This window comes from Halorubrum pallidum, assembly GCF_055380345.1.
The window spans coordinates 1659297-1673840 of sequence record NZ_AP043945.1 but is presented as its reverse complement, the minus strand read 5'-3'; the positions used below and the strand labels follow the sequence as shown (position 1 = coordinate 1673840).

12 protein-coding genes are annotated in these 14544 nt (G+C 68.3%); 1 reads left to right on the top strand and 11 read right to left on the bottom strand.

The window, feature by feature from the left end; translation table 11 throughout:
- The first annotated feature begins 157 nt into the window (after nucleotides 1-157).
- On the top strand, nucleotides 158-3271 hold the full coding sequence (locus ACZ45C_RS10125; protein ID WP_464374316.1) for a right-handed parallel beta-helix repeat-containing protein: 3114 nt from the start codon (nucleotides 158-160) through the stop codon (nucleotides 3269-3271).
- Between the two features lie 56 nt (nucleotides 3272-3327).
- On the opposite strand, the gene ACZ45C_RS10120 is transcribed toward ACZ45C_RS10125, so the two are convergent.
- From ACZ45C_RS10120 to ACZ45C_RS10070, 11 genes are all read right to left on the bottom strand, one after another.
- Complete coding sequence (locus tag ACZ45C_RS10120) at nucleotides 3328-5100, bottom strand: Na(+)/H(+) antiporter subunit D (protein WP_460558914.1); 1773 nt, start codon at nucleotides 5098-5100, stop codon at nucleotides 3328-3330.
- Nucleotides 5097-7286: a cation:proton antiporter gene (locus tag ACZ45C_RS10115; RefSeq protein ID WP_460558912.1), complete on the bottom strand. Its 2190-nt coding sequence runs from the start codon at nucleotides 7284-7286 to the stop codon at nucleotides 5097-5099. Before ACZ45C_RS10115 ends, ACZ45C_RS10120 begins: the two co-directional genes overlap by 4 nt.
- A complete protein-coding gene (locus ACZ45C_RS10110; RefSeq protein ID WP_460558910.1) occupies nucleotides 7283-8896 on the bottom strand; it encodes a proton-conducting transporter transmembrane domain-containing protein in 1614 nt (537 codons plus the stop codon). Before ACZ45C_RS10110 ends, ACZ45C_RS10115 begins: the two co-directional genes overlap by 4 nt.
- Nucleotides 8889-9401, bottom strand: coding sequence for a cation:proton antiporter subunit C (locus ACZ45C_RS10105; RefSeq protein ID WP_460558908.1), 513 nt, complete (start codon nucleotides 9399-9401; stop codon nucleotides 8889-8891). Before ACZ45C_RS10105 ends, ACZ45C_RS10110 begins: the two co-directional genes overlap by 8 nt.
- Complete coding sequence (locus tag ACZ45C_RS10100; protein WP_460558906.1) at nucleotides 9398-10054, bottom strand: MnhB domain-containing protein; 657 nt, start codon at nucleotides 10052-10054, stop codon at nucleotides 9398-9400. The genes ACZ45C_RS10105 and ACZ45C_RS10100 overlap by 4 nt, the downstream gene beginning before the upstream one ends.
- Nucleotides 10051-10629, bottom strand: a complete 579-nt coding sequence (locus ACZ45C_RS10095; RefSeq protein WP_460558904.1) for a DUF4040 domain-containing protein — start codon at nucleotides 10627-10629, stop codon at nucleotides 10051-10053. The genes ACZ45C_RS10100 and ACZ45C_RS10095 overlap by 4 nt, the downstream gene beginning before the upstream one ends.
- A complete protein-coding gene (mnhG, locus tag ACZ45C_RS10090) occupies nucleotides 10626-10952 on the bottom strand; it encodes a monovalent cation/H(+) antiporter subunit G (protein WP_460559152.1) in 327 nt (108 codons plus the stop codon). The genes ACZ45C_RS10095 and mnhG overlap by 4 nt, the downstream gene beginning before the upstream one ends.
- Nucleotides 10952-11257, bottom strand: coding sequence for a cation:proton antiporter (locus tag ACZ45C_RS10085; RefSeq protein WP_256418831.1), 306 nt, complete (start codon nucleotides 11255-11257; stop codon nucleotides 10952-10954). Before ACZ45C_RS10085 ends, mnhG begins: the two co-directional genes overlap by 1 nt.
- Nucleotides 11254-12519 (bottom strand): monovalent cation/H+ antiporter subunit E, encoded by a 1266-nt coding sequence (locus tag ACZ45C_RS10080; RefSeq protein ID WP_460558902.1) that lies wholly within the window; start codon nucleotides 12517-12519, stop codon nucleotides 11254-11256. The genes ACZ45C_RS10085 and ACZ45C_RS10080 overlap by 4 nt, the downstream gene beginning before the upstream one ends.
- 185 nt (nucleotides 12520-12704) lie before the next feature.
- On the bottom strand, nucleotides 12705-13874 hold the full coding sequence (gene coaBC, locus ACZ45C_RS10075; protein WP_460559150.1) for a bifunctional phosphopantothenoylcysteine decarboxylase/phosphopantothenate--cysteine ligase CoaBC: 1170 nt from the start codon (nucleotides 13872-13874) through the stop codon (nucleotides 12705-12707).
- Nucleotides 13875-14009: 135 nt separating this feature from the next.
- Nucleotides 14010-14537 (bottom strand): hypothetical protein, encoded by a 528-nt coding sequence (locus ACZ45C_RS10070; RefSeq protein WP_460558900.1) that lies wholly within the window; start codon nucleotides 14535-14537, stop codon nucleotides 14010-14012.
- Nucleotides 14538-14544 lie beyond the last annotated feature (7 nt).

Here is a 14544-nt window from a genome sequence, read left to right as displayed (position 1 = left end):
GAGACCGTCAGGTTCGGATGCGGCGCCATTTCGGATCGAAAGTCGCCGTCGGCAGATGAGCACGGCGAGTGGTGACTCGGTCCCGAGACGGTTCCTCGCAACCCAACGACTAAGTCGTCTACCCGCTAAACCGAATCGTATTCACAGAGAGATCGCTGTGTGTGGCACTCGGCTCCGGTGGGCGGCGATGCTCCTCGTGGGCGTCGCACTCCTCGGAGCCGTCACGGCTGCGCCGGCTACCGCCGCGGCCCCAGAGGTCACCTTCGTCGAGTCCACAATCGAGACTGACACGACCTGGACGCCCGAAGACGGACCGTACCGGGTCATCCGATCCGTCGAAATCGAACCGGGCGCGACGCTCACGATCGAACCAGGTACGGACGTGCAGCTCGCGGAGGGCGTTACGCTCACCGTCAGCGGCTCGCTACGGGCCGGCGGTACGGCAGCCCGTCCGGTGACGATCGGACGGACTGCGGGGGCGGAACCGGACCGACGGTGGGAGAGCATCCGCTACAACGGGACGGACAACTCGCGGCTCGCGCTTCGAAACACCACGCTGCGGGGAGGAACCACCGGAATCGCCGCCGCGAGCGGAGCTGGTGAAGTCCGCCTCACCGACTCGACGCTCCGGGACTTCACGGCGGCGGGCGTCGGCGTCACAGACGCGACGCCGACGGCACCGAAGATCGCCCTCGTAGAGTCGACGATCCGCGATGTCACCGGACACGCGATCGACGTGACCCCGTCGAACGGGGTGACGGAACGCGTCGAACTCACCGCTTCCAACCCGACGCGGACCGAAACGACGCGGAACACGCTCGCGCTCGATCCGGGCGCCGGCGTTTCGACGGACACGCTCCGGCTACGGTACCCCGCCGGTAGCTCAGTTCAGAACGTCAGTGCCGACACGCTCGACCGGATCGGGCTCGACGAGGACCGCGACGGTGACGTCGACCGGTCGCTCAGTGAGGCGGTCACCGGCGTTACGGTCGATGGAAGACAGGTCGATATTTCGCTCTCGCGAACGGTCCGGATCTCCAGTCGTGACCGGCTCCTCGTCGAGTACGGCGGCGTCGTAAACCCGCGCACTCGAGGCGTCTATCCCGTCGACGTGAGCCTCCTCGACGGCGGAGTGCCACAGCTCTCCGACGGCGCTCGGGCGGCATACGTCGTCGGTGAGGACACGGTACCCGCGGCGTCCCAGTCGACGGCGTCGACGCGCGTCAGCGGCCTCACTGTCGCCGGTTCGACGATCCGGGACGTCGAGGGCGCAGGCGTCTTCGCCGCCGCCGACACGGTCACGGGCGTTCGGATCGCCGGGACGCGGATGGCGGACGTCGGAGGAGACGGTATCGCCGTGCGGGCCGACCAGAGTGAACTCCACGTCCGCGACACCGACCTCACCGTCACCGACGCGGGCGTGGAAGTCGCCGCCCGCACGCAGACGTCGGTCCGTGCGATCGGAAATCGGATAACCCAGTCGACGAGCGGGATTCGGATCCGACAGTCAGAGCGGCGCGAGCGCGTCTCGACGCACGTGACGCTTCGGTCGAACACCTTCGCGGACAACGCCCGAAGCGGCGTCGACGTCCGTTCGACGACGAGTCAGGGTGAACTCCGCATTGTGAACAACACCGCTCGTGGGAACGGACAGGACGGACTGCACCTGGGCACTTGGGCCGTCCGTACGGGCCGGATCGCAGGGAACGACGTGCGCGGAAACGGCGACGACGGGATCGCGATCGAGAGCAGCGTCGTGAGCGACTTCGTGGTGTCGGACAACGACGTCGTCGCGAGCGACGCCGCGGGGATCGCCGTCCGAACGCGGGGGGGAGCCCACAACCTCTCGATCGTCGAGAACACCGTCGCCGACAGCGGGGGACACGGCGTCGTCGTGACGACCGATCTGCTTGTCAACGCCGTCGAGGTCGCGGACAACCGCCTCGCGAATAACGGCGGCGCCGGGCTCCTCGCGTCGAGTCCGGTCACCCACAACGGGACGCTCGACGTGACCGAGAACGTCGTCGCCGCGAACGCGTACGGGATCGTGACTCGCGGCGTGATCGACGTCACGGTCCAGCGCAACGACATCGTGTTCAACACGAACGCCCACGTCGACCCGGTCGCGATCGACGACGTCGCCCCCGGTACGGGCGTCTACGTGGCCGAGGGCGACCGGGGAGCGATCCTCGACGACAACGGGTCCGTGGCACAGCTCGAAGACCGCGTCGCGGACTCGACACTGCGTCGCCAGATCACATTCGCGCGGCTCTGGGGTGGCGACGCCGTCGTCGTGCTTCGGACCGACGGCGTCAGTCACACCCGGGCGGCGGAGTCGGGTGCGCTCGACATCCGGCGCGTCACCGACGCGCTCCCGAGCGCCATCGGGCTCACCGACGCCGAGTCCACGGACACGGGTATCGAGATCGTCGACAACGACATCTACGGCCAGCAGCGCGGCCTGACAGTCGACGTTGAGCCGCTTATCGCCGCGAACGTCTCCGCCCGGTTCGTGACCGACGCGGTCCGTACCGTCGACGCGGAGTCGAACTACTGGGGGGCCGACACCGGCCCCTACCACGGATCGATCCTCCCGGAGGGGGACGGCGACAGCGTCGTGACCGCGGCCGGCTGGGTCGACTTTGTCCCGTTCAGCGAGACCCCGAGCGGTCAGCGCTACGTCCGCCCGACGCCGCGACTCGACGCGCCCGAGCGCGTGGCCCCCGCGACCCGGTTTGAGGTTTCGGGCGCGAACTCGACGGTCGATACGGGACGAGTCGGACGGTATCACTTCCGCACTAACGGGGTGGGGACGCCGCCCCAGTCGACGGCGACGCGCCAGATAGAGATGCCCGACGAACGCCTCACGGTGGAACTCGGAGTCGAGACTACCCTCGGTATCGACGGCGCGGAGACGGCGACGGCCGTGGTCGAGACGTCGCCGTCCGAGTCGGCTCCTCCCGACGCATCCACGCCGGAATCAGAGACACTGCTCTCGGCGCTCGGGTCGCCGTTGGGAGTTCTCGGTGCCATCAGCTACCTCCTAGCGTTGTTGCTCGGCGGCCACGGGATGATCCGGACGCTCGCGAGACAGCGCCCCGCGCTCGACGGCCGGCGGGTTCAGGCGCTCGCGCTCGCCGGCGTGGCGATCTGGCTCGCTGCTGGTGCGCTCGGATCGCCGCCTCTCGTGACGCTTGGGATCGTAGCGGCGCTGCTCTGGGCGGGACTCACCGGGATATCCTATCTCGCGGTGCGTCGGCTCGCACTGTAAGCGTCGAGTTCTATCAACCAGAAAGGTGCCGCGAGCGTCGACTGCTGTCCGTTGAGTTAACTCAACACGAACACGAACAGCGCGACGCCGGCCGCGACGGTCAAGAAGAGGACGCTTCGACCGATTCCGGTGCGTATCTCGGTGTCGACGCCGGCTCGCGCGAGCGCCTCTCGCGGGTTCATCGCAGTCCACTCGATCATGCCGACGAGTTCCATCACCGCGCGGTCGACGGCGGCCCACAGTTCGGTGACCCCCCAGATCGACGCGCGCCCGAGGTAGAACATCGCCGGATACGTCACCGCGTCGACGTCGGGCATGCGGTGGGCGAGCCAGCCGAGCGGCCGCTTCAGTGTAAAGAAGCCGACGAAGCCGGCGACCAGCAGCGCAGCGCTCTCGATGAGGTGACTCTGGCTGTACGGCTTGAAGTACACCTCGTCGCTCAAGATGAGGTCTGTGAACGGCATCACCTCGATCAGCTGGGTGTAGAAGACCCCGAAGTAGATGCACGCGCCCGCAGCGAGCACCATCCCGGCCGTCTGGAACGGCGTGGCGTCCCTCGGCGACAGCGTCGCCGAGCCGTGGAAGAACACGTAGTAGCCGAGTTTGATGAACGACATGAACGTTCCCACGCCGCCGAGCACGAGCAACCACCAGAGCAGGCCGCTGTCCAGAAGCAGCGTGACGTTGTGGACCTCGTGGGCGGAGTCGAGCACCATTCCCTTCGAGATGAATCCGTTGAACCCGGGCACGGCCGTAATCGAGGCCGCACCGACGAGGTACACGAGGAACGTGACCGGCATCTCGCGCCAGAGTCCGCCCATGTCGCGGATGTCTTCGACGCCGGTCCGGTAGATCACGACGCCGACGGCCATGAACAGCAGGCTCTTGTAGAGCACGTTGTTGAACAGGTGTGCGAACCCGCCGGTGATCGCGAACTCGCCGACGTACGTCGCGAGCCCGAATCCGGCGAGCATGTAACCGAGCTGCGCCTGAATGTGGTACGACAGCAAGCGGCGCGGATCGTACTGGAGCAGCGCGAAGAAGGCCCCGTAGACGGCCATGATCCCACCGAGGTACGCTAACCACATACCGCCCTCGGGGAACGCGCGGTACATCACGTACGCCGCGGTCTTCGTCGTGAACACCGAGAGGAACACCGACGCCGCGACGTGCGGGCGCGGGTAGGTGTCCGGCAGCCACGTGTGCAGGAAGATGAACCCGCAGTTGATCCCGATGCCGATCGCCGCGAGCAGCGTCGCGGCGGGGTGGATCCCGGTCGTCGCCGAGAACAGGAACGTCTCGGCGTTGGCGAAGTGAACGACGACCGCGCCGAGCAGGAACGTCCCGCCGATCCCGTGGAACAGCGCGTAGCGGTAGCCCGCCCGCACCGCTGCGCCCCCGTACTGCCACACCAGCAGGGTACTGGTGACTGCCATCAGCTCCCAGAAGAAGATCAGGGTGAGCCAGTCGCCGGCGTAGATCGTTCCCACGGTCGAGGAGACGTAGATCAGCGCGAACGCGGTCACCCACGTGGGCGCCTCCGTGCCGTACGCGTACAGCACCGCCGCCGTCGCGAGGAAGCCGACGACGACGCCCATCAGCAGCGAGAACTGGTCGACGTTGAAGAAGACGACGTCGAAGCCGAACAGCTGCGTCGCGAGGTGCGCGCCGGTGCCGCCGTCGCCGAGCAGCACGGCTTGGACGAACGTGAACGCCGTCGCCAGCGCGGCCGCGGCGTGTCCCGCGCGACGCGGGAGCGCGAGCACCGCGAGCGCGGCGAACGCGAGCAGCACGTACGGCGGGATCACCGTCAGGAGGTCGGCGGTCATGGCCGCGCCACCTCCTCGGGGAGCCGCGTGTCGACGATGAGTTCGATCAGCTCCAGAAAGCCCATCTCGTAGGGGATCACGCCGAGTAACACCGCGAGACTCATCGCGGTGAGGATCGGTCCGAGCGTGAACCACGTCGACTCGCGGCCGAGGAGGGCCGCGACGCCGTCGATCCGGTCCCAGCCGCCCGGCGGCGGTCCACCGTGGTGACCGTGGTCGTCGTGGTCGGCTTCATCGTCGCCGTGATCGGCCCCGTGACTGTCGTCTGCGGTGTCATCGACGCGAGTTTCGTCGGCGGAGTCGTCAGCGCGAGTCTCGTCGTCCGTCTCGTCGCGCTCGGCCGCGTCGCCGTCTGCGACCCGTCCCACGCCGAACGGCACGTCGACGTCAGAGGGGCGCTGATCGACCGCGTAATCTCCCGTGTCGACGCGCTCGGCCGGCTCGGAGAAGTCGCGCTCGCTCGTGTCGAAGTCCGGCCGGACGACGCCCTCCTCGTCCGTGGGGAGGTCGTCCATCTCCGCGTCGGGGATGTCGGAGTCGTCGGGGACGCCGGCGTCGTCGGCCGACGCCCCGTCGTCGCTTCCCGCGCGGTCGACGACCTCGTCGACAGCCTCGGGGTCGGCGTCCTCGTCTTCGTCCGCGTCGTCCTCGTCTTCCGGGCGGCCGCCGTCGGTGGCCGCGTCGTCGGCTGCGCGTCCCCCGCCGGTGGCCGCGTCGTCCGCTGTGCGGCCACCATCCGTCGCCGTCAGCGTCGACCGCGACTCCCCGCCCATCCGGAAGTCGACGAGCGGCTTCGCGTCGTGGGCGTCTTCGGATTCGAAGAAGGCAGTGTAGATCACCGGCCAGAAGTACGCGATGTTGAGCACGCCGGAGAGCAGCAGCGCTCCGACGAGGTAGTAGGCGACCGGCGTCAGTTCCATTCCCATCCGGATCCCGCCGATCAGCATGTAGTACTTACTGACGAAGCCGGCGAGAAGCGGGATTCCGGCCATCCCGAGCGAGGCGACGGTGAAGGCCCCCATCGTCAGGGGCATCCGCTTGCCGATCCCCGCCATCTCCGAGATGTAGTCGGTGTGTGTCGACACGTGGATGTTCCCCGCACAGAAGAACAGGGTGAGCTTCATGAACGCGTGCGCCGGGATGTGCAAGAGCGCGCCGACGAGCCCGTACCAGCCGAACAGTCCGAGCCCGAGGATGATGTAGCTGAGTTGGCTCACCGTCGAGTACGCGAGCCGCTGTTTCAGGTGGTCCTTGCGCAGGGCGATGAAACTCGCCGCGGTCAGCGTGACCGCGCCGATGGTCGAGAGCACGAGCCCGGCGGAGAAGCCGAGCGGTAAGGAGAGGTCGAAGACCAGTTCGGGACCGAACACGTCGAGGACGACGCGCGAGACCCCGAACGCCCCGGACTTGACGACCGCGACCGCGTGGAGTAGGCCGGAGACGGGCGTCGGCGCGACCATCGCCTCGGGCAGCCACTGGTGGAGCGGCATGATGCCGGCCTTCACGCCGAACCCGACGGCCAAGAGGAAGAAGGCGAGCATCGCGAGGCCGGGGTCGGCGTTCGCGAGTTCCTCGATGCCGCCGGCGGTGAAGGAGACGTTGCCGGCGATGAGATAGACGAGAGCGGTGCCGGCGAGCACGAACACGCCGCCACCGAACATCGTGTACGCGAGGTACTTCCGACCCGCCGAGCGCGCCTCGTCGGTCTCGTCGTGTGCGACGAGCGGGTACGTCGCGATCGACAGCAGTTCGTAGAACACGAAGATCGTCACGAGGTTGCCCGCGAACGCGATCCCCATCGTCGCAGACAGCGAGACGGCGAACGCGGCGAAGTATCGCGTCTGGTTCGTCTCGTCGTTACCGCGCATGTAGCCGATGCTGTAAAACGAGGTGACGATCCACAGCCCGCTGGCGAGGAACGCGAACAGCATCCCGAGCGCGTCGGCGCGCAGGACGAACTCGATGCCGCCGGGTAAGAACGCTCCGAGCGACCACTCGAAGACCGCTCCGTCGAGGACGGCCGGCAGCATCGAGGCGACGATCCCGAACTTCGCGAACGCCGCCGCGATCGTCCACCCCTCGCGGACGTTCGGCGAACGGTACGACGCGACGACAAAGAATGCCGCGACGAACGAGACGAGGACAGCCAGTAGGGGTCGTAGATCCTGAATTGGAACGTCAGTCATGCGAACACCTCCGTGAGGAACGGATCGAACCACTCCGCGAGACCGAAGCCGGCGAAGCCGAGCGCGACCGCGACGAGCGTCGCGGCGACGAGCGCTGCGAGCGACGCGGAGGGCACACGGTCCGGCACGCCCGGCACCGTCGGGGCACCGTCGACGGGCGAGACGGGTCGCGGACCCGCGGTTTCGCGTGCGTCGCCGTCACTGCGGCCGGCGGCGTCGCCCTCGTTTTTCCCCCCGTCGGCGACGGCGGGCTCGCCGTGGTCGCCGGGCAGTCCGACGCCGGCGAAGTAGAACCGCTCTAGCAGCCGGGCGACGTACGACAGCGTGAACAGCGTGCTGACGAAGATCACGGCCGCGATGCCGATGCCGGCCGCGCCGCCGCCGCCGAGGCTCGACTCGACCGCGCCGACGCCGATGTACCACTTACCGAGGAACCCCACCGACGGCGGGATTCCGACGAGCGCGAGAGCGAGCACGGCGATCGACCCGGCGGTGAACGGCGCCGCTCTGGCGACGCTCGCGAGGTCCTCCAACCGGCGGGCTCCGTAGCCGAACGCGAGCAGACCGACGCCGAGGAACAGCCCGAACTTGAGCAGACCGTGTCCGATGAGGTGGACGGCCGCGCCGAGCAGCGCGGTCTCGTTGGCGAGCGCGATGGCCGCCACGATCATCCCGAACTGCGCCACCGAGGAGTACGCGAACATCCGCTTGAGGTCGGACTGCATCGCCGCGAGGACCGACCCCGCGAGGATCGACGCGCCGGAGACCACGAGCATCGCGGTCGTGATCGCGTCGCTCGCCGCGAGGAACTCGACGGTGAACACGGTGTAGCTCACGCGGATCAGTGCGTACGCGCTCGCCGTCGATACGAGCGCCGCGACGATCGCCGTGACTGCGTCCGGCGCGCGCTGATAGGCGTCCGGCTGCCACGCGTGAATCGGGAACACCGCGATCTTCAGCCCGAGCCCGGCGACGATGAGCGCGTAGCTCGCTCGAACGAGGGGGTCGCCGTATCCCACCTGTGCGAGCTGCGCCTGCATGTCGAGCATGTTCAGCGTCCCCGTCGCGAGGAACGCGTAGCCGACGCCGAGTAAGTACAGCGAGGCACCGACGGTCCCCACGACGAGGTACTTGAGCGAGGCGTACGCGCTCGCTCCGGACCGGTCGGCCGCGATGAGCGCGTACGTCGAGATCCCGACGATCTCCAAGAACACGAACATGTTGAACAGGTCGCCCGTGAGCGTCATGCCAGTCAGTCCCCCCACGAGAAGCAGGTACCCGCTGTAGAATGGGTTCCCGTGGGGCCCCGCGACGCGCACGAACGCGAGCGTCGCGAGCGAGACGGCGGCGACCAGCGCGAGCACCGCCGCCGACAGCGGGTCGGCGACGAGTTCGATACCGATCGGCGGCGGGTAGCTCCCGAGCGCGTGCGATATCCGACCGCCCGCGGCGACGCTCGCGACGACAGCGGCGGTGATTCCCGCGAGCGCGGTCGTCGCGAGCGCCGCGACCGGCCAACCGACGTCGTCGTACCGGAGCCCCAAGGCGATCGGTAGCGTCGCCGCCACGAGCGGCACCGCGATGGCGATCGGGAGGAGCACGTCAGTCATCCGACTCACCTCCGCCGACGTCCGTCCGAGCGCTCTCGGATCGAGATCCGAGATCCGGGCCGTCGGGGATCGACCCCTCGTCGCGGAGCAGTTCGCGGAGGACGTCGGTTCGGAGCGTCCCGTACTCGTCGTAAATCCGGATACAGAGCGCGAGCCCCACCGCGGTGAGGCTCACGCCGACGACGATGGCGGTCAGTACGATCACGTGCGGGAGCGGGCTGACGTATGTCCCCGTCTCTGCGCCGCCGGACGGAACGATCGGGATCGCGCCGCCCTCCACGTATCCCGACGTGATGAAGAGCAGGAAGATGGCGGTCTGGAACAGATTCAGTCCGACGATCTTCTTCACGAGGTTGGGATTCGCTATCATCATGTAGAGTCCGATACACAACAGCAGCGCGAACGCGACGTACGCGTGTCTGGTCGTCAGAATCTCGACGGGACCGGTCGCCGTCGCGGCGACGGTCGCAGACGAGACCGCACCGAGTGCCGTCTCGCCCGTCATGCGTCACCCCCGTGGGGCTCGCGGCCGCCGTCAGCAACCGCGGCCGGCGACGCGGTCCCGTCTTCGGGTCCGTCGCCGTCATCGCGTTCGGCGTCCTCGTCGGCCGCGTCCGAGTCCGCCGGATCGTCCGGTTCGAACCCGTCGCCGTCGAGGGCGAAGCCGTTGGCGAGCAGGAAGAACAGCCCCATCAACACGCCGGCGACGAGGGGAGCGATCCCGAGGATCTCGACCCCCTCCAGCCCGTACTTGATCGGGATCGGTAGCAGGTCGTACTGGAGGAACGCGCCGCCGAGGGCGACCGGAACGAGCCCGATGCCGGCGAACGCGAGCGCACCGCCCACCGCGAGCGCGACGACGACCGTGTTCGCGAGCCAAGTACGGGTCGATTCGATACCGAACGCGAACGCGATCATGAACACGACCGCGGCCATGATCGCGCCGCCCTGGAACCCGCCGCCCGGCGAGCCGCCGCCGTGGAAGGTGACGAACAGCCCGTAGGTGAACGCGAACGGGGCGACGATCTTCACGGTCGGCATGATAACCTGACTCTCCGTGTAGGGGGTTCCCTGCCGCGTTTCGGAGTCGAGTCGACCGGACCGATCGACCGCCCGGTGCGGCGGGAGATCGTCCGCGTCGCGGTCGGCGTCGCTCATGCGAACACCTCCCGTTGGAGGACGATCAGGGCGGCGATCCCGCCGGCGAAGACGACGATCGCCTCGCCGAAGGTGTCGAACCCGCGGAACGCCGCCAACACGCCCATCACGGTGTTCTCGACGTGGACCTGCGCGTACGTCTCGGAGAGGTACCACTGGCTCACGTCCGGGTCCGACCACACGGGCGCGTCCGGCGAGCCGATTGCCGGAATCGACCCCATCGTGAGCAACAGCCCGGCGAACAGGAACCCGGCCGCGCCGGCCGCGGGGTAATTCACCGATTCGAAGGCGGCCTCGTGGTCGATCCGCGTCGTCTTCGCGAGCGTCAACAACAACAGCACGGTCGTCACGCCGGCGGAGATCGCGGCCTCCGTCAGCGCCACGTCCGGCGCGCGGTAGAACGTGTACAGCGCCGCCATCCCGAGGCTGTACGCCCCGAAGATGATGACGGCCGCGAGCACGTCTCGCGCGAACGCTGTCGCCAACGCCGTGAGCACGACGAACGCGAGCAGGCTCGCCTCGATGGCCGTGACCTGTGCCACGACGCCCGCCGTGACACCGCTTGCCCCCGTCATCGTCGCTCGTCCCCCTCGGTCCACGGAACGACTCCCTCCTCGAAGGCGGCCCGAGCGATCCCGTGGGCCGCCGTCGGGTTCGTCACGAAGATGAAGAACAGCAGGAGCACGCTCTTGAAGCCCGCGCCCTCCCAGCCGACGGTGAGCGCGACGGCCGCCAGTCCGAACCCCGCGCCGAGCGTGTCGGCCTGCGAGGCGGTGTGCGCCCGCGAGTACACGTCCGGCAGTCGGAGCACGCCCGTCATCGAGACGAACGAGAAGAACAGCCCGAGCAGGACGAAGACGACGATCAGCCCCACCCGAGCGGTCTCGATCGCGTCGATCACAACACACCACCCCGTTCGACCGTGAACTTCGAGATGGCGATCGCCATCAGGAAGTTCAACAGCGCGTACACTAAGGCGACGTCGAGGAACGTCGGCTCGTCCAGCGCCGCGGCCAACAGTCCGAGGATGACGACGGTGTTCGTTCCGAGGACGTTCACCGCCAGCACGCGGTCCTGCATCGTCGGGCCCTTCACCGCCCGATAGAGCATGCCGATCGCGAGCACGGCGAAGCCGGCCGCCGCGTATAAGAGCACGTCGCCGACGGTGTAACCGGCGACGACCGTCGCGTCGACGAGCGTCATCGGTCGGTCACCTCCGCGGCGTCCCCCGCCGACTCGTCGGTCGGGGTCGAACTCCGATCGCCCACCGCCACCGGTGTCTCACCCGTTTCCGCACCGCCGTCGGTCGCGGCGATCGGGAGGTCTTCGGTCGCGTCCGGCCCCTGCAATATCGCGCAGTCGTCGCGCTCTCGGGGCGTCGGGAGTCGGGCGGACGACCGCCCGTAGTAGACGAACCGGGTCCACCGCTCCAGGGACCCGTCGAAGAGCCCGTCGCGGGCCCACGGGATCAGCGAGTGGACGTAGAGGTCGCTGTCGCGGGCGCGGACCGTCAGGGTCCCCGGCGTCAGCGTGATCGAGTTCGCCAGCGTCATCAGCGGGAGCCCGCTCCCCACGATCACCCGCATCCGGTTCATCGTCGGATCGATCGGGAGTCGCGGGTCCAGTATCACCCGCGCGACGACGAGGTTCGCCATCACGATCTCATAGAGCAACACGGGAACGTAGATCGCGCCGCGAACCAGTCGCAGCGGCGTCCGCGGTAGCGCGGGATCCGCATCGAAGCTTATCCGCGAGAGGGTGATCGAGACGATCGCCGCGCTCGCGACGCCGGTCACCCAATCGAACCAGTACAGCGGATCGCCGAGCACGAAGTAGAACGCCAGCGAGAGGCCGAACATCGCGGCGAATCGAATCCCCGTCGCCTCGCTCCGGAGACGCTCGCGCCGCGTCGGTCGGGTCACGGGAGCGGTCTCGACGGTCAACTCCGTGTTCGACAGCGCGAACTCGAGCGGCTGGAGCAGGGTCGTGTTGCCGACGGGCGTGTACTCCGGATCCAACAGCACGGAGTCCACGTCGTTGTTCGCGGCGTACTCGGCCAACACGCGGACGTAGTCGTCCGGTCCGAAGAGGTAGTCGTCGGACCCGATGAGGTCGGTCACGATAGCGACGTCCGCCCCCTCGGCGTCCGAGTCTGCCAGGTCCGCCTCCGCCCACGCCGACACGCGTTCGAGGACGCGTTCGGCCGCGGCCGTTCGATCCTCGCTCTCCGGATCGCCGTCGCGCCACGAGGCGATCTCTACGAAGTGCACCGCCGAGAAGTCGCCGTCTGCCGCGGTCTCGATCGCGTGTGCGACCGTCGCGCGGAGGGTCGGCGTCCGTTCGACGGGCACGACGACCGCACCCGGCCGTTCGTCTCCGCTCGTCGCCCCGGAACCGCTCCCGGCGGCGGATCCCGACGGTACGTCAGGATCGGCCGAATCCGACTCGTCACCGGTGTCAGCCACCCACCACACCTCCGGCGGATCTGGGGATGACGGTCTCTGTGTGCATCGGTGTCTCTACCCGGATCCTTTTCCTACCGCCTCAAAACAGTTTGTATCCCAGCGGATATGGGCACGGCGGGACCCCGCGACCGGTCGACCCCCGTCTGACGTCCGCCGCGGACCGCCGCTCGTGGTCGTGTCCTCGCTCACTCGCTCCTGTCGAGAACGTCGGCGAGCCGGTCCGCGATCCGCCCCGCGACTGCGTCTTTCGAGCCGATGACTTCCTCGGGGTCCGTGCCGCTCTCGGCGACGAGGAGAACGCGCGTCTCGTCGTCGCCCATCACGCTCGCGTCGTTGGCGACGACGAACGCGAGGCCGACGCGGTCGCGGATCCGCTCCGCCTCCGCGATCATCGCCGCGTCGTCGCCGGCCGTCTCGGCTTTGAACCCGACGATTGGGAGGTCCGGGTACGCCTCGCGGACCGAGTCGATCAGCTTCGGTGTCGGCTCCAGATCGACCGACAGCGGCGATCCCGATCGGATCTTCTCGTCGACCGCGTCGGCGGTGAAATCCGAGATCGCGGCCGCGGATATCAGGGCGTCCGCCGTCGCCGCGGTCCGTCGACACGCCTGCATCATCTCGTCTGCGGTCTCGACGGCGACCACGTCGGCGTACGGCACGTCTGGTCCATCCTGAACGAGGGTGACCCGCGCGCCGCGGACGTACAACGCGCGAGCGACCGCGCGGCCGGTCTTGCCCGAAGCCCGGTTCGTTAAGATTCGGATCGGGTCGATGCGCTCTTTCGTCGCGCCGGCGGTGACGACGACGCGCGTCCCGGAGAGCGTCTGCGGCGTCGTCGCGCGGGCGAGCGCCGTGACGATCGCCGCCTCGTCCGCGATCTTCGCTTTCCCCTCTTCGATCCGAGGGTCGACGAGGTCCACGCCCCACGACTCCAACCGGTCGAGCGCGTCGAGCACGCCCGGGTGATCGTACATCGGCTCGTGCATCGCCGGGACCATCACGACCGGCACGTCCGCGCCGAGCGCGGTCGTCGCGCAGGTCGTGACCGGCGTGTCGTCGATCGCGGACGCGACCTTTCCCGCGGTGTTCGCGGTCGCCGGCGCGAGACAGAGGACGTCGGCCCAGCCGTCCCGACCACAGAGCTCGACGTGTTCGACGTCGCCGGTTATCTCGGTGACGACGGGCCCGTCCGTCGCGAAGTCGACCGCCCACGGATGGACGATGTTCGTCGCCGCCGGAGACATCACGGCGCGGACGCTCGCGCCCTGTCGGCGGAGTTCGTGTGCGAGTTCGACTACTTTCACAGCCGCGATGCTTCCGGAAACGCCGAGCGCGACGTTGACGCCCGCAAGCATCGACGGTGACCCCTCGGACATTATCGGACGGGTTTCGCCCGCGACGGCTTATAGGATGGCGTTGCGGTGGACGAAATAAGAATAAGACAGCGTTGCGGTGGGCGGATCGCTCACTGCGCGCCGGAGCGACGGGGCTCAGGCAGATTCGTTCGTCGAGTCGTTTGTCGAATCGTTCGTCGCCGGCTGTTGCGGTTCGGGGAACTCATCGGCCGCGAGCAACGCGCTCACCGATCCGGCGTCAAGCACGCTCAGAACTGCCGCGGCATCTCCGGAAACGAGAACGGCGCCCGCCTGAGCGTTCGTCTGACTGACGGTCAGGCCCTCGGTGTCGCTCGCGTACGACTCGACCGTCGAGGCGGCCTCGGTGAGGAGGTCGAGTTGGGTCTCTCGGATCTCGGCTTGCGCCTCCGTCTGAGAGAGGTTCCCGTCTTGGAGGCGCTGTTGGATGTCCGTCTGTGCGGCTTGGAGGTCCGACTGGATGTCGAGGGCGACGGTCGCGCTCGCGTCGTCCCCGCTGCCGTCACCGGAGGACTCACCGTCACTCGTTTGGGTCGACCCGTCGGAGTCTGTACCATCGGATTCGAGCGAGCTACAGCCGGCGAGCGAGAGCGTCGATCCGGTCGCCGCGGCCGCCAACACGCGTCGTCGTGGGGTCCCAACCATGGCTCCG